The sequence below is a fragment of the Roseibium sp. M-1 genome (assembly GCF_054515675.1).
On sequence record NZ_CM137257.1, the window covers coordinates 2,004,705 to 2,030,178 of the forward strand.

23 protein-coding genes are annotated in these 25,474 nt (G+C 61.2%); 16 read left to right on the forward strand and 7 right to left on the reverse strand.

Annotated elements, in window-relative coordinates; translation table 11 throughout:
* Positions 1 to 37: 37 nt before the first annotated feature.
* On the forward strand, positions 38 to 3,376 hold the full coding sequence (locus ACX3M4_RS09095; protein WP_459358263.1) for a M10 family metallopeptidase C-terminal domain-containing protein: 3,339 nt from the start codon (positions 38 to 40) through the stop codon (positions 3,374 to 3,376).
* Positions 3,377 to 3,483: 107 nt separating this feature from the next.
* Positions 3,484 to 3,888 carry a hypothetical protein gene (locus tag ACX3M4_RS09100; protein WP_459358264.1) on the forward strand — a complete coding sequence of 135 codons (405 nt, stop codon included), beginning with the start codon at positions 3,484 to 3,486 and terminating at the stop codon, positions 3,886 to 3,888.
* A gap of 58 nt (positions 3,889 to 3,946) precedes the next feature.
* On the opposite strand, the gene ACX3M4_RS09105 is transcribed toward ACX3M4_RS09100, so the two are convergent.
* The gene (locus tag ACX3M4_RS09105) at positions 3,947 to 4,621 is read right to left on the reverse strand and encodes a GntR family transcriptional regulator (RefSeq protein ID WP_459358265.1); all 675 of its coding nucleotides are present in this window, start codon (positions 4,619 to 4,621) and stop codon (positions 3,947 to 3,949) included.
* Entirely contained in the window at positions 4,614 to 5,687 is a 1,074-nt protein-coding gene (locus ACX3M4_RS09110; protein ID WP_459358266.1) for a Gfo/Idh/MocA family protein, read from the reverse strand. Before ACX3M4_RS09110 ends, ACX3M4_RS09105 begins: the two co-directional genes overlap by 8 nt.
* A 191-nt stretch (positions 5,688 to 5,878) precedes the next feature.
* On the opposite strand from ACX3M4_RS09110, the gene ACX3M4_RS09115 reads away from it, so the two are divergent.
* The 8 genes from ACX3M4_RS09115 (at position 5,879) to ACX3M4_RS09150 (ending at position 12,978) form a co-directional block, all read left to right on the forward strand.
* On the forward strand, positions 5,879 to 6,892 hold the full coding sequence (locus tag ACX3M4_RS09115) for a TRAP transporter substrate-binding protein (RefSeq protein ID WP_459358267.1): 1,014 nt from the start codon (positions 5,879 to 5,881) through the stop codon (positions 6,890 to 6,892).
* A 178-nt stretch (positions 6,893 to 7,070) separates the two neighbouring features.
* Positions 7,071 to 7,601, forward strand: coding sequence for a TRAP transporter small permease (locus tag ACX3M4_RS09120; RefSeq protein ID WP_459358268.1), 531 nt, complete (start codon positions 7,071 to 7,073; stop codon positions 7,599 to 7,601).
* Entirely contained in the window at positions 7,598 to 8,881 is a 1,284-nt protein-coding gene (locus ACX3M4_RS09125) for a TRAP transporter large permease (protein WP_459358269.1), read from the forward strand. The genes ACX3M4_RS09120 and ACX3M4_RS09125 overlap by 4 nt, the downstream gene beginning before the upstream one ends.
* An 11-nt stretch (positions 8,882 to 8,892) precedes the next feature.
* Entirely contained in the window at positions 8,893 to 9,183 is a 291-nt protein-coding gene (locus ACX3M4_RS09130; protein WP_459358270.1) for a putative quinol monooxygenase, read from the forward strand.
* Complete coding sequence (locus ACX3M4_RS09135) at positions 9,180 to 9,977, forward strand: N-acyl homoserine lactonase family protein (RefSeq protein WP_459358271.1); 798 nt, start codon at positions 9,180 to 9,182, stop codon at positions 9,975 to 9,977. The genes ACX3M4_RS09130 and ACX3M4_RS09135 overlap by 4 nt, the downstream gene beginning before the upstream one ends.
* Positions 9,974 to 11,206, forward strand: a complete 1,233-nt coding sequence (otnK, locus tag ACX3M4_RS09140) for a 3-oxo-tetronate kinase (protein ID WP_459358272.1) — start codon at positions 9,974 to 9,976, stop codon at positions 11,204 to 11,206. The genes ACX3M4_RS09135 and otnK overlap by 4 nt, the downstream gene beginning before the upstream one ends.
* A complete protein-coding gene (otnC, locus tag ACX3M4_RS09145; RefSeq protein ID WP_459358273.1) occupies positions 11,203 to 11,850 on the forward strand; it encodes a 3-oxo-tetronate 4-phosphate decarboxylase in 648 nt (215 codons plus the stop codon). The genes otnK and otnC overlap by 4 nt, the downstream gene beginning before the upstream one ends.
* Before the next feature lie 12 nt (positions 11,851 to 11,862).
* Positions 11,863 to 12,978: an isocitrate/isopropylmalate dehydrogenase family protein gene (locus ACX3M4_RS09150; protein ID WP_459358274.1), complete on the forward strand. Its 1,116-nt coding sequence runs from the start codon at positions 11,863 to 11,865 to the stop codon at positions 12,976 to 12,978.
* A gap of 24 nt (positions 12,979 to 13,002) precedes the next feature.
* On the opposite strand, the gene ACX3M4_RS09155 is transcribed toward ACX3M4_RS09150, so the two are convergent.
* Positions 13,003 to 13,866, reverse strand: a complete 864-nt coding sequence (locus ACX3M4_RS09155) for an SDR family oxidoreductase (protein WP_459358275.1) — start codon at positions 13,864 to 13,866, stop codon at positions 13,003 to 13,005.
* On the reverse strand, positions 13,863 to 14,222 hold the full coding sequence (locus ACX3M4_RS09160; RefSeq protein ID WP_459358276.1) for a VOC family protein: 360 nt from the start codon (positions 14,220 to 14,222) through the stop codon (positions 13,863 to 13,865). Before ACX3M4_RS09160 ends, ACX3M4_RS09155 begins: the two co-directional genes overlap by 4 nt.
* A gap of 99 nt (positions 14,223 to 14,321) precedes the next feature.
* Here ACX3M4_RS09160 and ACX3M4_RS09165 point away from each other — a divergent pair, with 99 nt between their 5' ends.
* A complete protein-coding gene (locus ACX3M4_RS09165; protein WP_459358277.1) occupies positions 14,322 to 15,242 on the forward strand; it encodes a LysR family transcriptional regulator in 921 nt (306 codons plus the stop codon).
* Here the strand turns inward: ACX3M4_RS09165 and ACX3M4_RS09170 are convergent.
* Entirely contained in the window at positions 15,234 to 16,268 is a 1,035-nt protein-coding gene (locus tag ACX3M4_RS09170) for a LacI family DNA-binding transcriptional regulator (protein ID WP_459358278.1), read from the reverse strand. The genes ACX3M4_RS09165 and ACX3M4_RS09170 overlap by 9 nt on opposite strands.
* A gap of 202 nt (positions 16,269 to 16,470) precedes the next feature.
* Between ACX3M4_RS09170 and ACX3M4_RS09175 the strand changes: the two genes are divergently transcribed.
* The 5 genes from ACX3M4_RS09175 to ACX3M4_RS09195 all read left to right on the forward strand — a co-directional run bounded on the left by ACX3M4_RS09175 (position 16,471) and on the right by ACX3M4_RS09195 (position 22,646).
* Positions 16,471 to 17,994 carry a sugar ABC transporter ATP-binding protein gene (locus tag ACX3M4_RS09175; RefSeq protein WP_459358279.1) on the forward strand — a complete coding sequence of 508 codons (1,524 nt, stop codon included), beginning with the start codon at positions 16,471 to 16,473 and terminating at the stop codon, positions 17,992 to 17,994.
* A gap of 2 nt (positions 17,995 to 17,996) precedes the next feature.
* The gene (locus ACX3M4_RS09180; RefSeq protein ID WP_459358280.1) at positions 17,997 to 19,010 is read left to right on the forward strand and encodes an ABC transporter permease; all 1,014 of its coding nucleotides are present in this window, start codon (positions 17,997 to 17,999) and stop codon (positions 19,008 to 19,010) included.
* A 105-nt stretch (positions 19,011 to 19,115) separates the two neighbouring features.
* Positions 19,116 to 20,072 (forward strand): substrate-binding domain-containing protein, encoded by a 957-nt coding sequence (locus ACX3M4_RS09185; RefSeq protein ID WP_459358281.1) that lies wholly within the window; start codon positions 19,116 to 19,118, stop codon positions 20,070 to 20,072.
* A gap of 81 nt (positions 20,073 to 20,153) precedes the next feature.
* Positions 20,154 to 21,209, forward strand: coding sequence for a sugar phosphate isomerase/epimerase family protein (locus tag ACX3M4_RS09190; protein ID WP_459358282.1), 1,056 nt, complete (start codon positions 20,154 to 20,156; stop codon positions 21,207 to 21,209).
* A gap of 276 nt (positions 21,210 to 21,485) precedes the next feature.
* Positions 21,486 to 22,646 (forward strand): Gfo/Idh/MocA family protein, encoded by a 1,161-nt coding sequence (locus ACX3M4_RS09195; RefSeq protein WP_459358283.1) that lies wholly within the window; start codon positions 21,486 to 21,488, stop codon positions 22,644 to 22,646.
* 84 nt (positions 22,647 to 22,730) lie between these two features.
* On the opposite strand, the gene ACX3M4_RS09200 is transcribed toward ACX3M4_RS09195, so the two are convergent.
* Positions 22,731 to 23,957, reverse strand: coding sequence for an N-acetylmuramidase domain-containing protein (locus tag ACX3M4_RS09200; RefSeq protein ID WP_459358284.1), 1,227 nt, complete (start codon positions 23,955 to 23,957; stop codon positions 22,731 to 22,733).
* An 11-nt stretch (positions 23,958 to 23,968) separates the two neighbouring features.
* On the reverse strand, positions 23,969 to 25,318 hold the full coding sequence (locus tag ACX3M4_RS09205; RefSeq protein ID WP_459358285.1) for a peptidoglycan-binding protein: 1,350 nt from the start codon (positions 25,316 to 25,318) through the stop codon (positions 23,969 to 23,971).
* Between the last annotated feature and the right edge of the window lie 156 nt (positions 25,319 to 25,474).

The following is a 25,474-nucleotide window of genomic DNA, read 5'->3' on the forward strand; positions in this document are numbered from 1 at the left end:
CTCAACGTGCAAGGTTGTCATAATGGGAGACCCTGAGATGCCGAATCCAAACCAACCCGGCGACGAGTGGTGGATCAACGACCAGACGCCGGACAATCCGTTTGGCAAAAGCGAGGACTACGAAGCCTACCTCGACTACCTGGGCGCGCTGCCCCGCAGCCTGACGCCCGAAATCGCATCGCAGCCGCTGGTGATCAATGTCACGGAACTCAACGATCATCCGGATTTCAAGGCAGCCGCCATCGGCGCCCTGAACATGTGGGCCTCCGTCACGCCGTTTCAGTTCGAAATCGTCGATGACGCCGCCTACGATCCCGACCAGCACTGGATGAGGATCATCAGCCCGGAGCTGGGCGAGCAGAATGACGGCAGCGCCTTTTCGAGCAACCGCCTTATCAGCGTCGGTCAGAAATTCCACGACACGGAGCCGCACAAGACCGATCTCGGCGGTTATGTGTTCGACAGTTTCATTCACGAACTGGGCCACGAATTCGGCCTGAACCACCCCGGCCTCTACAACTATTCCGGCCCAGGCGGTGTCCAGATCAACTATCTGAACAACGCCACCTGGACCTATGACCGACAGCAATATTCCGTCATGTCCTATTTTGACGGCATCGATGTCGGTGAAACCTCCCGCTGGTCCGCGGTCACGCCGATGATGGCGGATATCGAGGCGGTCATCCGCCGCTTCTTCTCGACCGTCGACGAGGACGGGGTCCGGACCTACCAGACCATCGACCTGAACACGGGCGACAACGTCTACGGCTTCAACAGCACGGACTACGGCTACGAGCTGACCTCTTCGGGCGCGCAGCACGATATCGGCTTCGTGATCCACGACACCGGCGGCGAAGACACGATCGACTTTTCCGGCTCGACGCACGGCACGGTGCTCGATCTCAGGGCCGGACACTTCTCCAGCGTCAACGGCCACCGCAACAATGTCTCGATCTTCGCCGGTCACAACGAGGACCAGAGCGAATATTACATCGAGAACGGCATCGGCAGCCGCCATGACGATATCCTGATCGGCAACGACGGCAACAACGTGCTGGACGGCCGCGGCGGTGGCGACCGCATGGCAGGCGGGCTCGGCGACGACGTCTATTTCGTCGATTCCGCGGACGACATCGTGCGCGAGGAAGAAGACGGCGGCAACGACACCATCATCGTGCTGGACAGAAGCATCGATGTCAGCGGCTTCGCCAATATCGAGAATATCGTCTATGTCGATGGAACGCCAACCGAGCCCGTCGCAGACACTGGCGGCAGCACGCCGGATGCCGGTGGAACGCTCGGCGGCATCATCTTCGGCGACAACGGCGACAACACGATCAATGGCGGCGCAGGCGGCCAGACGATCTTCGGCCTCGACGGCGACGACCTGATCATCGGCGGCCGCGACACGCTCGCCAGCCGTGACATCAACAACACCATCCCGTTCGATGAACTGGAGGACCAGACCGAGACCGACGACGGCAACGATGCGCTATATGGCGGCCGTGGCAACGACACCATCATCGGCGGTGCCGGTGACGACCTGCTCGATGGCGGCGACGGCGACGACACGCTGATGGGCCAGGCCGGGGCGGATGTCTTCCGCGGCGGCGCGGGCGTCGACACGGTCGATTACAGCAACGAGAGCCCCTTCCAGTTGCTCGTCAACCTGGCGACCAACGTCGCCAGCGGCGGCACGGCCTCAGGTGACACCTTCTACAGCATCGAGAACCTGATCGGTTCCGACGACCGCATCGACCGCTTCATCGGCACCGACGACGACAACCATTTCTGGGGTCGCGGCGGCGGCGACGTCTTCAACGGCGGCGGCGGCAACGACATCCTGGATGGCGGCGCCGATGGCGACATCCTTTATGGCGATGACGGTGACGACACGCTGATTGGCGGGTCTGGACAGGACTATCTGAACGGTGGTGCCGGTATCGACACGGTCGTCTATACGGGCAGCTCCAGCGGCGTGACGGTGGATCTTGCCAATGGCACGGCCAGCGGCGGCGACGCGGACGGGCCGGTGCAGATCGTCGGCCGCGGCACCGCCATCCGCCATGACATCATCGTCGATGTCGAAAACGCGGTCGGTTCCATCCATGACGATCACCTGATCGGGACAGACGGGGTCAACGTCCTTTCCGGCGGCCTCGGCAACGACATCCTGACGGGCGGCCTCGGCCGCGACGTCCTGAATGGCGGTGCCGGCAGCGATACGGCGGACTATTCCGATTACACCAGGGGCGTCAATCTCAACCTGGCGCGCGGCAAGTCCGAGGGAGACACCTATAACTCCATCGAGAACCTCTCCGGTTCCGGCCACAACGACACGATCCGTGGCAACAATTCCGCCAACGTGCTGACCGGCCAGGGCGGCAACGACGTCATCCGCGGCGGTGGCGGCGACGACATTCTGCTGGGCGATTTCGCCTATGCAGGCGACGCGGCTCCGCGCCCTGGCATGGGCACCGGCTATGCCACATTGGGGGCCGATGCGACCAACAACTCGATCGCGACCGCGTTCGACATCTCCAACAACTTCTCGCTGACCGAAGATCCGGACATCTTCGATTCGACCACCACCCTGCACACGACCGTCAACGCCACCGGCAACGGTCTTGGCGGGTATTACCGTATCGACCTTGCCGCCGGGACCGTCCTGTCGATCGATATCGACGGCATCGCCGACCCGAATGTCCATGACAGCTGGGTCCGCCTGCTCGACAGCAACGGCAACATCGTTACCGAGAACGACGATGGCGGCGGTGATCCAGGCTCGACCAGCGGCCGCGATTCCAGCACGGTCTTTGTCGTGGAGGAAACCGGCACCTACTACATTCTGGAAGGCAGCTGGTCGCCGGACGCACCGGGCAACGGCTGGGAAGAAACGGTACCGGAAGGCTCCACCTACAAGCTGAACGTCTCGGTCGAATTCCCGCCCGCGCCGGCGGAACCCGGCGAAGCCGGCAACGACAAGCTCTTTGGCGGCCGCGGCAACGACCTTCTCGACGGCGGCCTTGGCAGGGACATCCTGACCGGCGGTCATGGCGAGGACCAGTTCCGCTTCTCCACCGAACTCGGCGGCAACAATATCGACCGGATCAAGGACTTCGATGTCGATGACGATCTGATCCTTCTGGACAGCCGCATCTTCACCGAACTCGGCGACGAAGGTGTTCTGGACCTCATGGCCTTCCACAAAAGCGCCGCAGGCGTCAGCCAGGATGCAAATGACCGCATCCTCTACGACACCAACAGCGGAGCTCTTTGCTACGACGCCGACGGCACCGGTGACATCGACGCCGTCCAGTTCGCACAGCTCAGCAGAGGTCTCGACCTCTCGGCAGATAATTTCATCATTATCTGATCCGGCCGGCCCCATCCGACCTCATCCGGAAGGGCGCCCTCGGGCGCTCTTCCAAAGCCTACCGCCTTCCTGGAAACGGGGCGCAACCCAAGGCTCGGGGAACACACATGAAACGCATCACCAATCGCCAGGCTGCGCTCTTTGCCGCCGGGCTGCTGGCCGCCGGAACCGCGGCTTCGGCAGCAACGGTCGCGGCGCAATCGGCAGATATCAGCGGTACCGTCACCTTCGCCGAAGGAAAGGCAGTTCCGGAAGGCCGTCTCAAGATCTTCCTGGAAGACCCGGGCGCTGCCGACAAGAAAGCCCTGGCGACCGAAACGCAGCTCAAAAGCGATGGCGGCGCGAAGACGCTTGCCTTTGTCCTGACCATCCCGGAAAGCGCGGCCGCATCGCCGACGCTGCAGGTCGTCGCCCGGCTGGAGCGCGCCGACGGGTGGCTGCTTGCGCAAGGCAATGCAAAAGTCAGGGGAGACCTCCCCGTCGAGATTTCGCTCTATACGGTCATGTATTGAGTTCTTCGACATGGGGCAGCCGCCATTGTGGCAGTAATCCGCCGCGGCCGGCCTTTCATCAGATCTGGAAAAGCCTGTGCTTTTTCAGAAGCTCGATCAGCACTTCGCGCGCGTCCTGCCGGTGGCAGTGGTGGCGCTGGCGGGCCGCTGCCGGATCGCCCTTGCAGATCGCATCGAAGACGGCCCGGTGGTCCTCGTTGGATTTGAGGGGTAGCGGGCGGATATAGAGCGTCATGGCCCGCGCCCGGCGCACCTGGTTGGACATCATCGAGACGATGGACTGCACGCGCGAATTGCCGCCAAGACGGACAAGCTCGGTATGGAAGGCATCGTCGGCAATCGCCCAGGATTCCCGGTCTTCGCGCTTGAGCGCTTCTTCCATCGCCTCGATCGACTGCTTGAGTGCTGCAAGATCCTTTTCCGTATATCCCTTTTCTGCCGCTTCTTCGGCCGCAAGGCTCTCCAGTTCGGTCAGGATCGCATAGATCTCTTCCATGTCCTTCAGCGACAGGGTGGCGATGCGAACGCCCTTGCGCGGGCGCACTTCCAGAAGCCCCTGCTGGGCAAGCATGAGCGTTGCCTCGCGCACCGGCGTTCGCGACATGCCGAGACGGTCGGCAAGTTCGCTTTCCAGGTGATCGGAACCGGCTGCCAGTTCACCATCGAAAATGAGCTGGCGGATCTGTTCCATCGCCTGGGTGGTGATGGTTTTCTGTTTCGGAGCCTCAAGCACAGTCAAACTCCCGGATTTTCGCCCCCAGACGATCCGACTCGTAGAGCGCCTCTTCGATCGCAATCACCTTCAGATAGTCCCGCGCCTCGTTTTCCAGCGTCTTGCCCTCAAGCAGGCCGTCGACCACATGACTTATCAGATTCTTGACGCAGTCACCGCCAAAGCCCTTCCAGGCTTGCGCGGCGAGCAGAACCGTTTCCGTCCGGTCCCCGAAGTGGCGCAGGCGCACCGAACCGTCACCGGACAGCGTCAGCGTCCCCTTCGTGCCTTCGACAAGGGCTTCGCCGAGCGTGGTGCGGCAATTCTCGGCCGCATGATCCAACAGCCGGTTGCCGTCGAAGAGCGCCCGGACGCCCTCCGGATAGTCGAAAATGAAATAACCGGCGTCCTCGCCCTTGATGACCGGATTCAGCCGCCGCAGATCCGCATAGACTGCTGCTGGTTCGCCGATGAGAAATCGGAACGTGTCGATCCAGTGAACACCCGTTTCGTGGATCAGCAGCCTGGGCATTTCCTGAAAGTATGGCTGCCGGTCGAGATAGGCCCCGGGCCCCTGCCCGTCTCCGGTCCGCAGCCGGAACGTGACCTGCAACAGGTCTCCGACAAGCCCTCGATCCAGTGCCTGCCGGATGGTGCGATACCACGGCTGGAAGCGGAAATTCTCGTGAATGACGATGGTGACACCCGCGGCATCGGCCATATCGGTTGCCAGTTTCGCTTCGTCCAGCGACGTGCAGAAGGGCTTCTGACAGATGATCGCCTTCACGCCCTTTTCGATCGCGAGCTTGATGGCGGCAAAGTGTGTCGGCGGCGGCGTGATGATGTCGAGCAGGTCCGGCTTTGACATTTTCAGCATGCAGTCCAGTTCACCGAAGGCCGTCAGACCGGTCGCCCTTGCCTTTTCCCTGTCCTGGTCGCAAGCGCCGACAAGGCGTACCTTCGGGATCCTGCGCCAGGCATCATAATGAAACTGGGCGAAATATCCGGCACCCAGACAGGCAACCCGCAAGGCACCTGATCTTTCCTTGGCGCTTTTCCCAGGGCCTTTCTTCCGGCCTTCGTTCATCTTTTTCCATCCTCCCCCGCATCCCGGAAAACGGCTGAAGGGCTTGGACCCTGCGCAATTCCGGCGCGGCAAATGCGTCGTTGGATTTTTGATAGTCGACATTAGCGCCGTTGACAAGGGATTGATTTACGTATACGCAATCGAATGTGTAAATGGATACGGCCTTGGAGCGGCCGTGGGAGGAGACCGAAATGCTTGACAAGAAATCCTTGAGCCGGCTGCTTTTGAGCGCGGCAATCCTGACGGTGGGAATGGGTGGCGCCCAGGCCGTTGAAACCCTGCGTTTCAGCCACACGGACAATCCCGGCGGGTCGCGCCAGGCAGCGGCTGAGCAGTTTGCGGAGAAGGTGAAGGAATATACGGAAGGCCGCTACGAAGTTCAGATCTTCCCGTCGGGCACGCTTGCCAACGACCCGAAGGCCATCGAACTCCTGCAGCTCGGCGGCATCGACTTCACCGTCTCGGCAACGGGCAGCTATGCCACCCACATGCCGACCCTCAACCTCACCGCCATGCCCTTCCTGGTCGATACGTACGAGCAGGGCTGGGAACTCTATGACAATTCCGAGTGGCTGCAGGGTGAGTTCGCAAAACTTCCGGAAAAGGGTTTCCGGGTGCTGTCGACCTGGGAAGCCGGTTTCCGCAGCTTCACCACCAACGAGCCGCTGAACTCGCCGGAAGACGCCAAGTCCATGAAAATGCGCGTCTTTCCGAACGATATGATCCGCTGGTCGATGGAAGCCATCGGCTTCCAGACCGTCGTCATGCCGATCACCGACGTCTACATTTCCATCCAGCAGGGCATCGTCAACGGCCAGGAGAACCCGGTCGACACCATCAAGTCGCTGCGTTTCTATGAAGTCGCGCCCTACATCACCCTAACCCGCCACGTCTACAGCCCGCTGCCGCTGACGGTCGCCGAAAAGACCTGGCAGTCCTTCTCCGACGAGGACAAGGAAGCCATTCTGAAAGCCGCGAAGGAATCTGCGGAGTTCAGCCGTAACCTCGTCAAGAGCTCCGTCGAAAGCCAGCTGACGGAAATGCAGGAAAGCGGCGCCAAGGTGAGCGTGCCGGAGATCGGCCCGTTCCGCGAAGCCGTCCAGTCGGTCTATGCCAAAGCCAAGGACGTCTATGGCGACGAAGATGTTGACAGGATCCTCGCTGATGCAGCGGCGATCCGCGAGAAACTCCCGGCCCAGAACTGATCAAGCAACAAGATCAACGGGCGTTCTATCGCAGGCGATAGCCCGTCCAGAGTTGATCGTTTCTTGAGGGTTGGAGCATCTGTCCGCGCTTGTGAGAACGCCGGATGCTCCAGGGCTTAACTGCCGGAACCGCAAGTCACGCGGCGGTTCCGGCCCTTTCTCAAAAAAGAGACGACCCTTGGATTACCGAGATCATTATCCGGCTGGGCTGCGCTGGCTCAGCCATCTGGTCGATTTGTGCCTGGCACTTGGCGGCTTTTCGATCGTCACCCTGGTCTTCTGCAATGCCTGGCTGCGCGGCTTTGCCGGTTTTGACCTTGCCTGGTCGCTGGAGATCACCAGTTTCCTGCTGCTCTGGAGCACCTTCTTCGGCTGCGCCGCAGCGATTGCCCGCGGCGCGCATATGCGTGTGACGGAAGTCGTCGAAAAGCTGGTGCCCCGGACTGGCCAGCGGGTGCTGTCGATCGCTATCGATGTCATCATCGCCGCCCTGCTGATCAGCCTGATCTATACCGGCTATAATATCTCCGCTCACACCTGGGCGCAGAAGACAACGGTGCTCTACTGGCCGGTCGGGCTGCTCTACGCCTCCATGCCCGCCGGCATGGCGCTGACGCTGATCTTTCACCTCTTCAACATGGTCTACGACATCCGGAATCCGGTCGTGCCCCATGCAACTCATTCCGATGGCGGTGAGGCCCTGTCATGATCCTGCTCTTTGTCGTTGCGGTCTTCCTGACCTCCGTCTTTCTCGGCATTCCGCTGGTCTGGGCAATCCTGATCACCGCCGTCCTGCCGATCATCGTCTTCGACCTCGGCTATCCGCTGCAGGCGCTCTACCTGAACTTCATCGGCGGCGTCGAACCGAACCACTTTCTGGCCATTCCGCTCTTCATCGTTGCGGGCGAAATGATGAGCCGCGGCGGGGTGGGCCTGCGCATCATCGGCTTTGCAAGAGCTGCCTTCGGCTTCATGGCCGGCGGTCTCGGCATGGTCGTCGTCGGCGCGTCGATGATCTTCGGCGGCATTTCCGGCTCGGCCATTGCGGATAGCGCCGCCATCGGCTCGGTCATGATCAAGAACATGTCCCGCGAGGGCTACAACACGGCGTTCGCGGCCGGGCTCGTTGCGGCGGCCGGGACCATCGGCATCATCATCCCACCGTCGATCCCTATGCTCATCTACGGTTTTGTCGGCAACGTCTCGGTCGCGGATCTTTTCCTCGGCGGCATGGTCCCTGGCATTATCTTCGGCGCTTTCTTCATGGCTGTCTGCTACTACGTCGGCAAGACCACAAAGTGCGACCCGGGTGGGCGGACGACCAACTTGAAGGAACTCACCACGTCCTTCATTGGCACGGCCCCTGCCCTCTTCATGCCGGTCGTGATCCTTGGCGGCATCTTCACCGGCTGGGTAACGCCGACCGAAGCCGCGGCCCTTGCCGTCGTCTATGGCCTGATCGTCACCACACTTGTCTATCGCGACTTCAAGCTGCGAGACCTGCCCCGGCTCCTCGTCGACAGCTTCGTCACCAGTGCGGTGGTGATGGTGGTGATCGGCGCGACGACGGTGCTTGGCTGGCTGATCACCCTGGAACAGATGCCGCAGATCCTGGTCGGCTTCGTGCAGGAATTCTCCTCCGGCCCCTGGATGTTCCTGCTCCTGGTGAACATCGTTCTCCTGATCCTCGGCCTCGTGCTCGATCCGGTCCCGGCAATCCTGCTGACAGCGCCGCTGTTCCTGCCGACTGCCCAGGCCTTCGGTGTCGACCCGGTGCATCTCGGCGTAATCATGACCTGCAACGTCGCGGTCGGTCTCTTCACGCCGCCGGTGGGCGCCACCCTCTATGTGGCATCGCGAATTTCCGGCGTGGGTGTGCTTTCCATTGCCCGCAAAATGGCACCGCTCTACCTGGCCGCCATCGTCGCCCTGCTCCTGGTCACTTACTTTCCCATCTTCACCATGGGTATGGTGCACCTGTTCCGCTGAGGAGAGACCAGATGTTTGCCGTGACAGTCGTGTTCAAAATCCGGGAGGAAAGCATGGAAGCCTTTCTTCCGCTGATGATCGAAAACGCGAAAGCCTCCCTGAAACACGAGCCCGGATGCAGGCAGTTCGATGTCTGCTCCGATCCGGCCCACCCCTTGGAGATCTTCCTCTATGAGATCTACGACGATGCGGCCGCTTTCCAGGCCCATCTTGCAACGCCCCACTTCAAGAGCTTCGACGCAAGGGTATCGGAGATGATCGAAGAAAAGACCATCAGGACCTACGCAACGGTGGTTTCATGAGCCCCTGGGAAGTCTTCGCGGTCAAATATGCGGACAGGAACAGCCGCACCAGGAAGGACAGCTTCCTCCTTGACGACAATCACGCCCAGCCGCATGCGATGGACTATTTCCTCTGGGTCTTGCGCCAGCGCGACGAGGTCATTCTGGTCGACACCGGCTACGACGAAGAAGAAGGCAGCCGGCGCGGACGGCCGGTGCGGATGAACCCGGTCGAGGCGCTGGCCCCGCTCGGCATCCTGCCGGAAAACGTCTCGACCATCGTGGTCACGCACCTTCACTACGACCATGCGGGCGGGTTGAAGCATTTCCCGAACGCGACCATTCACCTGCAAGCCGCCGAGATGGCCTATGCCACCGGTCCCTGCATGTGCCACGGCACGCTCAAGGCGCCGTTCACCGCCGATCATGTCTGCGAAGCGGTGCAGCGGCTTTATTCCGGCCGGGTCGTCTTTCACGAGGGCGACGGCGAAGTCCGTGAAGGCGTCACGGTTCACCGCATCGGCGGGCACAGCAAGGGCTTGCAGGCCGTGCGCGTATTGACCGATGCCGGCTGGCTGTGCCTCGCCTCGGACGCGGCGCACTACTACGAGAATTTCCTGGAGGCCAAGCCCTTCCCGATCGTCGTCGATCTTCAGGACATGCTGGACGGCTTCGGCACGATCCAGCGGCTGGCCAGTTCCGTAGACCTCGTCATTCCCGGCCACGACCCGCTGGTGCGCCAGTTCTTTCCGCAAGACGGTCCGGATCACGTCTTCCGGCTCGATCGCGGACCGCTCAAGGGGATCCGCTCATGAAACTCGGCGTCATCGCGGATGATTTCACCGGCGCTTCCGACATTGCACTGATGCTGTCGGAAGGCGGCATGCCGACAACGCAATATGTCGGTGTCCCGAAGACAGCCGCCGAAGCCAGGGTCGCCGCCGGCGTCATCGGGCTGAAATCGCGGACCGCGCCTGTCGGCCAGGCAATCGAAACATCGCTCAAGGCCTGCGACTGGCTGGTCGACCAGGGCTGCACGCAGATCGTCTTCAAGGTCTGTTCCACCTTCGATTCAACGGACGAGGGCAATATCGGTCCTGTGACGGAAGCGCTGGCCGAGCGGCTCGGCGAGACCTCCGTGCTCGTCTGCCCCGCCTTTCCGGAAAACGGGCGTACCGTCTATCAGGGCCACCTCTTTGTCGGCGACAGGCTGCTCAACGAAAGCGGCATGCAGCATCATCCGCTGACGCCGATGCGCGATCCCGATATCCGGCGGGCTCTTGCCCGGCAGACCTCCTGGGCGGTCGGCCATGTGCCGGTGTCCAGGGTCGCAGAAGGCCCGGCCGCCATCAATCTCGCCGCGCCGGCAGGCCGGCAGACCATGGTCATCGTCGATGCGGTCCGCAACGAGGATCTTGTTGCCATCGGCAGAGCTTCCGCAAAGCGCAGGCTTCTTACCGGCGGTTCCGGTATCGCCCTCGGGCTGCCGCAGAATTTTGGCCATGCGCCTGTCTCGGCAATCTGGAACGGCGTTCCCGGCAAGGCGGTGGTCCTGTCCGGCTCCTGTTCCACCGCCACACGGGGGCAGGTGGAGCGCTACAGCTCTGTGGCTTCGGCGCGCGAACTTTCCGCCGACGACATCATGGCGGGCAAGCTCTCGCTGCAGGATCTCGTCGAATGGACCCTGCGCCAGGAGACTGCGCCCCTTCTCTTTTCCTCCGCCGACCCGCAGGTCGTCGGTGCCGCCCAGGAGAAATATGGACGTGAGAAAAGCGCCGATGCCATCGAGAGCCTCTTTGCCAATCTGGCGGCGGCCCTTTCCAATGCCGGGGTCAACCGGATCGTGGTCGCCGGCGGGGAAACGTCTGGAGCCGTTGTTTCCGGTCTCGGTGCCTCAGCTCTCGACATCGGTCCGAAGATCGCCCCCGGAGTTCCGGCGCTCAAGGTGGCGGACCGGCCGATTGCCCTGGCGCTGAAATCCGGCAACTTCGGCGGACCCGACTTTTTCTCCGAGGCGCTTGCCGTTCTGGAGAGCGGCCAATGAGCGAGAACGCGCATGTCCGCGAGCAGATCTGCCTGATGGCGAAATCGATGTTCGATCGCGGCCTGACGCACGGCTCGACCGGCAATATCTCGGTCCGCCTCGCCGACGGCAGCCTGCTGGTGACGCCGACCGGATCCTCCATGGGCTTTCTCGATCCGGCCCGGATCAGCCATCTCTCCGCTGGCGGAGAACACCTTTCCGGGGACCTCCCGACAAAGGAAATGCCCCTTCACGCGGCCTTTTACGAGACCCGGCGCAAGACCGGCGCCGTCGTTCACCTGCATTCCTGCCATTCGGTGGCCCTGTCGCTGCTTCCGGAAATCGATCCGGACAATGCACTACCGCCTCTGACGGCCTACGGGATCATGCAGCTCGGCAAGGTGAAGCTCCTGCCCTTTTTCGTGCCCGGCGATCCGGCCATGGGCGACGCGGTGCGTGGCGTTGCAGGCAAACGCTCGGCGGTGCTGCTTGCCAATCATGGGCCGGTGGTCGCGGGCAAGGATCTGGAAGCGGCCGTCTATGCCACCGAAGAGCTGGAGGCGACGGCGAAACTCGCCCTTTTGTTACGCGGCTCGGCCGCAGCGGCGCTCAGCCCCGGCCAGATCGGCCGGCTTGTCGAGCGCTTTGACGTTGAGTGGATGTAAGGATTGGTTCCCATGAAGATTGCCCTGATAAAAGGTGACGGGATCGGCGTCGATGTGGCCGATGCGGCGCTTGCAATTGTCGAAGCTGCCCTGAAGCGGACCGGCAATAGCCTGCCGCAATATGACGAGATCCAGGCGGGCGCCGCCTATTTCAGGGAAACCGGCAGGGATATCGAAGAAGACGGCGAGGAACGGGCCGGCTCTGCGGATGCAATCTTTCTCGGCGCTATCGGTCTGCCGTCGATCCGGCACAAGGACGGCACCGAGATCTCGCCGCACCTGCGCCTGCGTGACCGCTTCGGGCTTTATGCCGGCGTCAGGCCGGTCAAGGCCTATCCCAACGCGCCGCAGCGTCTTGCCGATCCGCGCGCGGCCGGCATCGATCTGGTGATCCTGCGGGAATCCACCGAAGGTCTCTTCTATTCCGCCGCCGCCCACAAGCGCAGCCTGGTGGTCAATGACGACGAGGTGATGGACATCCTCCGGATCACGCGCAAGACCACGACCAAGCTGCATCGCTTCGCCTTCAACCTTGCCCGCAAACGGCAGGAGCGCGGCCATCCGGGCAAGCTGACCTGTGTCGACAAGGCCAATGTCTTTGCTTCACTCGCCTTCTTCCGCCAGATCTTCGACGAGGTGAAGGCCGAGTTTCCGGATGTGCCCGTCGGCTACAATTATGTCGATGCGCAGGCGCTCGACCTGGTGCGCAAGCCCTGGGAATTCGACGTCCTGGTGATGGAGAACATGTTCGGCGACATCCTGTCGGACCTTGCCGGGGGACTTGTCGGCGGCATGGGCATGGCCGCCTGTGGCGAGATCGGCGATGAGACCGGGCTCTTTCAGCCGGCCCATGGCAGCGCCCCCGATATCATGGGCGAGGACAAGGCCAACCCGCTGGCTGCCATCCTGAGCGGCGCACTTATGCTGGACTATCTTGCCGAGAAGCTCGACCGGCCATTGCTCGCCGATGCCGCGGACCTGATCAATTCGGCCGTCGACACCGGATTTGCAGACAACGCGCTGCGGCCGATGGAGTTCGGCGGCGACATGGGAACGAAAGCGGTGACAAGCGAACTGCTTGGACGCCTTGCCGCCCGGGACGTGACCCGGTCGGCGATTACCGCGTGACCGGATCAAGTCCCTGGGCGGTTCTCAGGACTTTAACGCGGGCACCAACAACTCTTTGGCAAATGTCTCGAAGGATCGCGGCGGCTGCCCGGTCATCTCCTCCACGTGGCCGGTGACGAAATCTCCCCAACCGGACCGATAGGCGGCACCGTAGTCGCGCAGAAGCGCTGCCAGCCACTCTCCCCAGCCACCGCCCATGGCGAAGCCATAGGCATCCTGAGGCGAGACCGGATCGTACCGGACCGGACTGCCGAGGATATTCGAGAGACGGTGCGCGACCTCATACAGGCTTATCGTCTCCGGTCCGGTCAGTTCACAGGCGCCGCCGTTCCATCGATCGCTTTCCACGCAATGCCGCAGGCACAGGGCCACGTCACGCGTATCGACAAGACCGTTGCGCCCCTCGCCGTTGGCAAAAGAAAAGGAGCCTTGAGATTTGATCATGCCGGCGACCATGAAGAGGTTCTGCATGAAGAAGTTCGGGCGCAGAAAGACGTGGGTCAGACCACTGTCGCGGATTTCGTCTTCGGTCCGGCCGTGCAGGCGGGTGTTTTCCGTCGGCCCTGCAGGATCGGCCTTGATCGCGGAGAGCCGGACCACCTTGCGCACACCCGCCTGGCGGGCAACCGCAAGACACCTGGAAGCCTGATCGGCGGCCTCGGGTGCGGAGGGGGTGATGAGGACGAGCACGTCAATACCTTCCGCGGCATCAAGCAAACGGCCCGCATCGGTAAAACCGCCCGCAATAGGCTCCACGCCCGGCAGTCGCGACAGTGGCGATCTGTCCACGGACCGGGCAAAGGCCCGTACCTTGTGTCCGGCTTCCGACAGCAGCCCGACAAGATCGGTCCCGATGGTGCCGGTTGCACCTGTCACCAGCACCGTCATTGCGAGGCCTCCGCCCAGACGGCCAGCTCGTTGCCGTTCGGATCGGCGAAATGAAACCGGCGGCCTCCGGGAAAGTCGTATGGCTCCTGCAGGATGGAACCGCCCGCGGCTTTCACCGCTTGCAAGGTGGCAGGAAGATCGCTCGCATAAAGCACGACAAGAACCCCCGGAGCCCTGACGGGCACACCGGTCTCGCCGTTGAAGCCTCCTTCCACGCCTGCCCCGCTGAAGCTGACATACTTGCCGCCCCAGTCCTGAAATTTCCAGCCGAAGACCGTTGCGTAGAAGTCCTTGGTGCGTCCTGCGTCAACGAGCGGGAACTCGATATAATTGATCGTCTTGTCCTGATTGGTCATGGCATCGCCTTCGTTGGTGTCGCTGACAGCACCCTAGGCAAGTTCCATTTTCAGGAATATATACTCTCTTCGGAACCAATCTTCCATAATTGGGATCTTATGAGACATCTCGATGCCATCGCCGTCTTTGTGGAAGTCGTCCGCCAGGGCAGCTTCACCGGTGCGGCGCGCAGTCTGCACATGCCGCTTTCCACCGTCAGCCGCAAGGTTGCCGAGCTTGAGGACGACCTGCAGGTCCGGCTGATCGACCGGTCCCACAAACCGCTGCGCATCACGGACGCGGGCAGCACCTACTTCGAACATTGCAACAAAGGCATCAGCGCGCTCAGCTACGCCAACCAGGTCATTCGCGGCAAACAGGAGAGCCTGGCAGGGACCCTGCGCGTGACAGTGCCTCCCAACCTGGCGGAGCTGCTTTTCACCAAGCCGGTCGACAGTTTCCTGCGCCGCCATCCGGATGCTCAGGTCCGGGTTCTGGTTAGCGAGCGCATGCTGGATTTTGTCGAGGACCGGATCGACCTGTCCTTCCGGGTCGCGCGCCCAACCGCCCCCAATCTCGTCATCCGCAAGCTGCTCACCCACCGCCACCGGCTTTGTGCCGCTCCCTCCTATCTTGCCGTTCATCCGGCACCGCGGACGCCGGACGACCTTCCCCGGCACGTCACGATCGGTTTCAATTTTCAGGGCCGGGACGAGGTCGTCTGGCCTTTGCGGAAGGGCAAGGTCATTCACGAGGTTCCCTTCGCGCCGACGCTGTCGGTCAACGACTATCTGGCCGTCAAGGCGTCGGTGCGGCTTGGAACCGGAATTGGCGACGTTCCCGGCCTGATGTGCCGTGAAGAACTCGGAACCGGCGATCTTGTGGAAGTGCTGCCGGACTGGAAGATGCCAGAGGTCTCCCTCTATGCGGTGCATGCCGGCCGGACCGGCCTTTCGAAACTTGCCCGTGCTTTTCTGGACGAGGTCACGGCCTCCCTGGCGCCGCTTCGCACCGGCAAGGACGCAGACGGCTTACTTTGACACCCTGGACACACCGGCACAGCTTTCGCGCACGATCAGGTCGCCGTGGAGAAGATGCGTTTGCCGGTCGAGAGTCCGGTTCGCCAAGCGGTCCAGAAGGATCGTCATCGCCTTCTCGCCGATATGCTGGCGCGGCTGACGGATTGTCGTAAGGCCTGGTGTGAAATTGTTGGCGAAGGGAATGTCGTCGAAGCCGAGCACCGAGAAATCCTCCGGCACCCGGTAGCCGCGCAGCTGCAGCGCCGAGATCACGCCGATCGCCGTGTTGTCGTTGAAGCAGAAGAAGGCGGTCGGCAGGTCGTCCTTGATGAACAGGCGTTCAACGGCTGCCCGTCCGCTTTCGCTCGAGCCATCCCCCTCGACCCGCCAGTCGCGAAGGGCTTCCGGCGACTCCTTCAGGCCTTGCTGGTAGCCGGAATGACGCAGGTCGCTGCGGATATCCGCCGGGCCGCCGGATATGAAGGTGATGCGCCTGTGCCCGAGCGAGATGAGGTATTCCGTTGCCATCTTGGAAGCGGCAACATCGTCGACGCCGACATAGCTGATTTCCGGGTTCGAGACCGGGCGCTCGGTAGCAACGATCGGCGGCAGGTTGACGAGCGGCGTCTGCGGCTGGCCGGCAACCGGAATATGCCCGGTCAGCAGCACCAGCCCGTCGGCCATACCGGTCGACAGGAAACGCAGGTAATTCTGCTCCAGACCCGTGGTGCCTTCCGTGTTACCGATGAGGACGCCATAGCCGCGGTCGTTGGCGGCCTTTTCCAGGCCCGTCAGGATGCCGGCGAAATTGGGATCGGCAATGGACGACGCCAGCACCAGAACCATCTGCGAACGCTGCATGCGCAGGTTCTGCGCCATCGCATTGGCGGTGTAGCCGGTGCGGGCAATGGCGGCGGTGACCTTCTTGCGGGTGCTCTCCGCCACCTTCTCCGGTGAACGCAGCGCCCGGCTGACGGTTGCGATGGAAACGCCCGCCAGTTTTGCAACGTCTTCAATGGTCGCCGGCCGCTCGCCCGGTTCGCTCATTTTTTGTTTCCAGACATGCTGCGGTGCGGCCTTTGAATAAGTCCATGAATCGCAACGCCATCTACGCTGTATAGACCGCATTGCACCCAATGAAAAGGTTTACAACGCCGAATGTAAAGGTTTACATCGCTGATGAAAACGTTTACACGACCTTCATGGCGCCATTGCGGAAGAGGGCATTGGTGCTTGGGAGGAACCGGAAATGAACGTCGAATCGCCCGCGTCAGCGGCGGTCATCGAGGCCGTGAACATCAGCAAATCCTTCGGGCCCGTGCCGGTGCTCTTCAGCGTCAGCATGGATGTGCGTCCGGGCGAGGTACATGCGCTGATCGGCGAGAACGGTGCCGGCAAGTCAACGCTGATGAAAATCCTCTCCGGCTTCCACGACCCGACCTCCGGCCAGATCCGCCTCGACGGAAAGCAGACCGACCTGCCCCCGAACGGTGGCGCGGAGAAGCTCGGTATCGTCCTAATCCATCAGGAGCTGAACCTTGCCGAACAGATGACGGTGGAGGAAAATGTCTTCCTCGGCCGGGAGCTGAAGTCCAACGGCTTTCTCGACAAGGCCGCGATGCGCGCCTCTGTCCAGAAATATCTCGACGAAATCGGCCTCGACATCTCTCCGAACGACCGCATTTCCGATCTCACCATCGCGCAGAAGCAGATGGTCGAGATCGTCAAGGCCGTCAGCCGCAACGCCCGTATCCTGATCATGGACGAGCCGACCGCTGTCCTGACCGAGGAGGAGACCGAGGTCTTCTTCCGTCAGGTGCAGAAGCTGAAGGAAAGCGGCGTCGGCATCGTCTTCGTGTCGCACAAGCTCAACGAGGTGAAAGCCATTGCCGACCGCGTCACCATCCTGCGCGACGGCCAGTGGATCGACACGCGCGGCTCGGATGACCTGACGCCGGACATGATGGCGCAGATGATGGTCGGCCGCGAACTCTCCGACCTTTATCCGCCGATGCACGAAGCGGATGTTGATGCGGAGCTCGTGCTTGAAGTGGAGAACCTCTCAGCCCCCGGGATCGACACCGTCAGCTTCAATCTGCGCAAGGGGGAGATCCTCGGCTTTTCCGGCCTGATCGGCTCCGGCCGGACAGCCGTCTTCGAGGCGGTTTGCGGCCTGGCGCCGATTGAAGGCGGTACCATCAGGCTGTTCGGACGCGACACCGGCCCCATGACCGTCGCGCAGGCGCGGGACCTTGGCCTCGCCTATCTCACCAAGGACAGAAAGGAAAAGGGTCTGCTTCTCGACAAGAAGATGCGTCCCAACCTCACTCTGTTCGCCCTGCCGAAGTTCATTCGCAACTTCGGCCTCGACAGCAAGGCGGAAGAAGACGCGCTCAACCGCGCCATCCGCCGCTTCGACGTCCGGGCGCGGGATCGCGAGATCATTGTCGGCAAACTTTCCGGCGGCAACCAGCAGAAGCTGCTGCTTGCCAAGATCATGGAATGCGACCCCAGGATCGTGATCATCGACGAGCCGACACGCGGCATCGATGTCGGTACCAAGCAGCAGATCTATCACTTCATCGCCGCGTTGGCCGCCGAAGGCGTCTCCGTCGTGGTGATCTCGTCCGAGATGCCGGAAATCATCGGCATCTGCCACCGGGTCGTGGTCATGCGCGAAGGCCATATCACCGGGGTACTCAGCGGCGACCACATCAACGAAAACGAAATCATGCGTTACGCCGCCGGGCTGAAACGGGAGGACCTCCATTGACCATGACCGCATCCAACGAGCAAGCGGCCAAAACGGCCAGACGGGTCTCCGTCGATTTCAAGACCATCGGCCCCGCCGTCGCCCTGCTGCTTCTGTGCATCATCGGCTACCTGCTGAACCCGTCTTTCGTCAGCGAAGGCAACCTGACCAATCTCCTCACCCGCTCCGCCTTCATCGGCATCATCGCCGTCGGGGCAACCTTCGTCATCACCGCCGGTGGCATCGACCTTTCAGTCGGCTCCATGGCAGCGGCAATTTCAGGTGTCATGATCATTGTCATGAACAGTGCCGTGGAGACCATGGGCACCGGTCTGCCGACCGTCCTGCTCGGCTGTGGCATGGCGCTTGTGCTTGGGATCGGCGCGGGCTTCATCAACGGAGCATTGACGACAAAGGGCAAGATCGAGGCCTTCATCGTCACGCTCGGCACCATGGGCATCTACCGGTCGCTGGTGACGTACTTTGCCGACGGCGGCACCCTGTCGCTCAACTACGATATCCGCGGCACCTACCGGCCCGTCTATTACGACAGTTTCCTGGGGTTGCCCTACCCTGTCTGGGTGTTCATCGCGGTCGCCATCTGCGGCTGGCTGCTGCTGAACCGGACGGCATTCGGCCGCTACTGCACCGCCATTGGCTCCAATGAAGCCGTCGCCCGCTATTCCGCAATCAATGTCGACCGGGTGAAGACGCTCACCTATGTCATCCAGGGTCTCTGCGTCGCCTTTGCCACCATCATCTACGTGCCGCGTCTCGGTTCGGCATCGGCCTCGACCGGTGTGCTGTGGGAGCTGGAAGCAATCGCAGCGGTGATTATCGGCGGCACGGTGCTGAAAGGCGGCTACGGCCGGATCGGCGGCACCATCCTCGGCGCTCTGATCCTGACGACGATCGGCAACATTTTGAACTTCACCGATGTGATCTCGAACTACCTGAATGGAACCATGCAGGGCCTGATCATCATCGTTGCGGTTTTCCTGCAGCGCAGCGACTGGAAGCTCGGAAAAAGCAAGTAAGGGCCGCGCTCAGCTCAAACTACCCGGGACCCGTCCCCAGATTTTGAACCGGCTCGCACCGGACGGGAGAGGTGCGTCCAGATGACTGCATTGGAGGAGGAAACAATGTTAGCTAAGAAAGCTCTTGGAATAGCGGCAATGACCGGTGCGCTGATGTTTGCAGGCTCGGCTCTTGCCCAGGATACGATCAAGATCGGCGTCAGCTACCCGACCCCGACCCATGCCTGGGCGGCCGGCATGAACTGGCATGCGGAACAGGCGGAAAAGCGGCTGGAAGCCCTTTATCCTGATGTCGACCTCATCCTGGTGAACTCGCCGGACCCGGAAGCCCAGGCCAGTGCCCTGGAGGACCTTGTCTCCGTGCACCAGATCGACGCCCTGGTGGTGCTGCCGTTTGAATCCGAGCCGCTCACCGACCCGGTGCTGAACGTCAAGAAATCCGGTGCCTGGATCACGGTCGTCGACCGCGGCCTCAGCCAGCCGGGTATCGAGGATCTTTATGTCGCCGGCAACAATCCGGAACTCGGCCGGGTCTCCGCCCAGTACATGAAGACGCGTCTGAAGGACGGCGACAACATCGTCATCCTGCGCGGCATCCCGACTGTGATCGACAATGAACGCTTCGATGCCTTCATGGCGGAAATCGAAGGTTCCGGCATCAACGTGCTCGACCACAAGCACGCCAACTGGAACCGCGACGACGGTTTTGAAGTGATGCAGGACTTCCTGTCCCGGTTCCCGGACATCGATGCCGTCTGGGCCCAGGACGACGATATCGCCATCGGCGTGGTCGCAGCCCTGAAACAGGCCGGCCGTGACGGCGACGGCATGTTCGTCGTCGGCGGCGCAGGCATGAAGGAAACCATCAAGGCCATCATGGACGGCGAAACGCTGATCCCGGTGGACGTGCTCTATCCGCCGGCGATGATTGCCACCGCGATGGACCAGACGGTTGCCGCCTTCAAGTCCAACGGTCCGGTCGCCGGCCGCTACATCCTCGGCGCGACGCTGATCACGCCGGAAAACGCTGCAAGCTATTACTTCCCGGATTCGCCCTTCTAAGGGGCCGGGAAGCCGGGCCGGGGTTTTACGCGATGGGACCCCGGCCCAATTCACTCATGTTCAAGTTCCTGGAAGGCAATCATGAAAACGATAAAAGGCCCCGCCCTGTTTCTGGCCCAGTTTGCCGGGGACGAAGCACCGTTCAATTCCTGGGCCTCGATCACGAAATGGGCCGCGGACTGCGGGTATCTCGGTGTTCAGGTGCCGAGTTGGGACGCAAGGCTGATCGATCTTGAAAAAGCCGCCAGTTCCAAGACCTATTGCGACGATTTCATCGGCACGGCGCGGGAGAACGGCGTCGAAATCACGGAGCTCTCGACCCACCTTCAGGGTCAGCTCGTTGCGGTGCATCCGGCCTATGACGATGCCTTCGACGGTTTCGCTGCACCTGAAGTGCGCGGAAACCCCAAGGCCCGGCAGGCCTGGGCGGTCGATCAGGTGAAGCTGGCGCTGGCCGCCAGCCGCAACCTCGGCATCAAGGCCCACGCGACCTTTTCGGGCGCGCTTGCCTGGCCCTATGTCTATCCGTGGCCACAGCGGCCCGCCGGCCTGATCGAGACCGCCTTCGACGAGCTTGCCCGGCGCTGGCGGCCGATCCTCGACTATGCAGACGAGATGGGCGTCGATGTCTGCTACGAGATCCATCCGGGCGAAGACCTGCACGACGGCATCACCTTCGAGATGTTCCTGGAGCGCGTCAAAAACCACGCCCGCTGCAAGATGCTCTACGACCCGTCCCACTACGTGCTGCAGTGCATCGACTATCTCGACAATATCGACATCTACCGGGACCGGATCGGCATGTTCCACGTCAAGGATGCCGAGTTCAATCCGACCGGACGCCAGGGCGTTTATAGCGGCTACCAGCCGTGGGTCGACAGGGCCGGACGTTTCCGTTCCCTCGGCGACGGACAGGTCGATTTCGGTGCCATCTTCTCCAAGATGGCGGCCAACGATTTCGACGGCTGGGCCGTGGTCGAATGGGAATGCTGCCTGAAACATCCGGAGGACGGTGCCCGCGAAGGCGCTGCTTTCGTGAAGGATCACATCATCCGCGTGACCGAAAAGGCCTTTGACGACTTCGCCGACGGCGGCAGTGACGAGGCCGCCAACAGGAAGATGCTGGGGATCGGGTGAAATCCTCAGACCACGGCAGTAGTCCTTATGCGAGTTCAACAACACAGTCCGCAACTTGCACCGCCTCATCCTGAGGAGGGCCGTCAGGCCCATCTCGAAGGACGGCTGCAACCTCCAGACAAGTGGCCCATCCTTCGAGACGGCGCTGACGCGCTTCCTCAGGATGAGGTTCGGAGTTCGAGGATCGAGGATTGAGGTTTTTAGATATGTAAACACTGTATGTAATCGATTACAGTGACCGCAAGATGGAACACAAAACGATTCAGGAGGAGCGACATGGCCATTGAAGGAAAAGACAGCGCCCAGAAGCGGCCGATCCGGCTCGGCATGGTCGGCGGCGGCAAGGACGCCTTTATCGGGGCCGTGCACCGTATTGCTGCCCGCATCGACGGAGAGTACGAGCTGGTCGCCGGCGCCCTCTCCTCGACCCCGGCGAAGGCGCAGGAGTCCGGCCGGGCACTCGGCCTCAAGGACGATCGGATCTACGATTCCTTCCTGGAGATGGCCAAACGCGAGGCCCGGCTGAAGGACGGTATCGAGGCGGTTGCGATCGTCACGCCCAACCACATGCATTATCCGGCGGCGAAGGAATTCCTGAAGCGCGGCATCCACGTCATCTGCGACAAGCCGCTGACGTCCACCCTGGCGGATGCCAAGAAATTCGTGAAGGCGGCGGAAAGCTCTGAGGCGCTGTTCTTCCTGACCCACAATTACACCGGCTATCCGATGGTCCGCCAGGCGCGCGAGATGGTCGCAAGCGGTGAGTTGGGCACGATCCGCATCGTGCAGGTGGAATATCCGCAGGACTGGCTGACGGTGGAACAGCACAACAAGCAGGCCGACTGGCGCACGGACCCGGCTCGTACGGGCCTCGGCGGCTCCACGGGCGACATCGGCACCCATGCCTATAATCTTGCCTGCTTTATCACCGGTCAGTCGGCGGAAAGCCTTGCCGCGGACCTGCAGTCCTTCGTTCCCGGCCGGCAGGTCGACGACAACGGCCACGTCATGCTGCGCTACGCCAGCGGTGCGCGCGGCATGCTGTGGTGTTCGCAGGTAGCCCCCGGCAACGAGAACAATCTCAGGATCCGGGTCTATGGCGACAAGGCAGGCCTGGAGTGGCACCAGGAAGATCCGAACTACCTCCACTTCACGCCCTTCGGCAAACCGAAGCAGATCCTGACACGGGGCGGTGCCGGCATGCTGGGAAGCATCGCGTCCGCCACCCGTATCCCGCCGGGCCATCCGGAAGGCTATCTGGAAGGCTTTGCCAATCTCTACAAGGACGCCGCAGACGTCATTCGGGCACGGAAGGACAGCAAGGATGTCACCTCGCTTGTCCCCGGCATCGCCGACGGCCTTGCCGGCGTCCGCTTCATCGACGCCTGCGTTCGCAGCTCCGCAAAGAACGCTGCCTGGGTGAAGCTGGAAGGATAAAGAGGAAGCGCGAGACCGAAGGATAATACTGACCGGAGACGAGCAATCCGCAGCTCCATGGAAGAGCTGCGGATCGCAGATCTTTCAGCGCCCGCGATTGAGGCCAAGCCTGTGGTCTTCGAGCCGCCTTTTGGCGATTGCTGAAAACGAATAATAGGCAAACAACCCGACAGCGATCATGGGAATGGACATACCGCCGGAGCCGACACCGATCACCGATGCGGCAATCTTGGCAAGCGGATCCAGGATGCTGGACGTGTCGTTTCCCGGAAGGGCGGCGATTACGGAATTCACGCCGTCGCCGACACTCTTGTAGCCGCCAGAGGCGTTCCCGAGGAGCCCGATCGCTCCCAGAACGGTGGAGGCGATGCCTGCCAGTCGGCCTCGACGGGCAAGTTTGATCGTTTGCGACCCGCGTTCTTCCAGATCCTTTTCATCGGCTTCGCGGCGTTTGCCCGTCGCGGCACGATGGGTAGACTGGTTCAGCCGGTTTGTCGTGGCGACATCAAAGATACCGGAGGTCTCCAGATTGTTGTTGGCCTGAAACTCGAGCAATGCCGCCTGGGTGATCGACCCGAAAATGCCGTCGACCTTCCCGACCGGATACCCCAGACGATGCAAGGTTTCCTGCAGCATGCGCACTTGCTCGCCGCGCGCTCCCTTTTGAATTTTCCCTATCAACATACCGACCACATCCACGAAATTTGTTCCGCCTGCAGAGGACCGTCGCAATGCCTCGGCCGCCTGTCTCAACTTAGTTTCATATTTTCCAGTCTTGTCGCCATTGTAGACCCGGGCAATCCGCGCAAAATCGCGATTGCGGATTGCAGTCACCAGGTTGTTGGCCTTCAGAAAATTGGCAAACGCCTTCAGTTGCTCCAAGTCGGAATCCACGAAAGCCGAGAACATCTCTTCCGCACTGCCATATCCGCAGATACCGGCATTGAACCCCATGATCTGATACTCGCCGCTCGAGATCGAGCGAAAGGCAGCATTTCGGTCAATCTGAATGGCTCTCGACAACAGGGAGTACCTTGCCTCCGAAGTTTTCTGGTCCTTGTACTGGCTCTTACGCGCCCCCTGATGCGCCAACCCGGCGGCAACGGCCTTGGCACGTTTTCCTTCCGGCAATTGGCTGTAGAAAATATGCCGCTCAAACAAAATCTTGAGACGGCCGTCGGAAAACCGTGCCTGGCCGCTAGATTCAACCTGGGCAATCGCTTTCAGTTCTAGCGGGTCAACATCGAGATGCGCAGCAAGCTGTGAGAAGGCATTTGGCGGCAACGGCTGAGCTCGTCCTGTCCCTAACATCGTCCCCTCCCCTAACGGCCGCGATTTGCGCCGGTCCGATGGTCCTTAAGGCGGCTATCTGCTGCATTGCGTGCATTGCGCCAAATGAAGTACCCTACACCTGCCACCACCGGCCAAAGGCCGAAACCGTTGGCACTCAACAGCCCCTGTCCGAGGTTGAGTACCGAATCCAGCATGTCGCCCGTATATTCGTTCGGAACTATGTTGGTCCCGCTCTGCGCGGCAGCGGCAACCTTGCCTGCAAGCTCCTCGATCTGTGCTGCAGTCACGTTTGCATTGCCCTGCCCTAGTTGGGTCAACGTGTCACGGATGAATTCCGCTGACGGCGTGGATTGCTCGATTGTACCGGTCCCGCTACGAACGGCATTCACCAGGCTCTGCACGAAATTGATGTGCTTGTCGGAGAACCCCAAGGCACCAAGCGCCATCGTTCCAATCCCAAGCCAGCTGTCCCAACGGGCAGCCTTCATCGTCTCGGACCCCCGGTTGATCAGATCCTGCTGAGTGTCGTTGATCCGGGTGATATCCAGCGGCCGATGCTCGGGCGACTTGAGAGCCGCGATCGTCTCGGCGTCATACCGGCCCGTCAAGGGGATACGGTTGTCGGCCTGAAACGCCAGCAGCGCGTCACGCGTCATACGTCCGAATTGTCCGTCAATCTTGCCCAGCCAATAGCCAAGGTTGGTCAGCGTCTCTTGCAGTGCAGATACAAGCGGCCCGGCATCGCCCATTCCGACGGTCGTCACCACATCGGAAAAATCATCGATAAAGGTGAAATCATCATCCGGATCGAAGCTGCGGTGAGACACCGGGTCGGCATGACGGTCGACGGTCGACCAGTCTATGCCGGCGCTCATTTCCTCGGGCGTCAGGGCAAGTTCAAAATGCATGGAGTCCTTGACTGTATTCCAGTCCCCGCCCCAGACGAAAACCGGCTTGCCCGTATTCGTCCTGATCGCTCTGATCGCGCCGATCATGGCCGGTGTCATGTCGGTGTCCGCACGCCCTAGCTTCACGTCTCCCGCACGTTCGTCCTGCGTGTCTTTTCCTGAAAACTTGACCTCGCGATTGCCGGAATGATCCCTCCAGGGGTTCGTCTTCCAATTGACATCTAGCGCTATGCCGAAAGCATGCAGGCTGCGTTTGTCGGTGCCCTTGATGTTCCGGCAATTGTAACTGTCGGTGTCCTCGATACGCACATGGTAGCCGTGAGCTTCCATGACCGAGTAGAGCGCTTGCCACGCCTCCACACCTTCCGGTGCGACCCAGATGATCTCAGGTCCGAATGAAATCTGACGCATCAACTCCCGATTGCATTCGTATTTTTTCCAAGCCTTCCTCAAATCCGAGTTCTTAGACATTGCCCCCACTTACTCATATATTTTTTAGGAAACTTTTCTCGCCTTTCCCTCTCGTCCGAAATATCACCGAGTTGCGAAAGTCAAAATTTATCTTAAATTTAAGTTTTTACAAGACAAGGAAAATTTTCTACATCTATATTTCTTTAAAAATTTAAA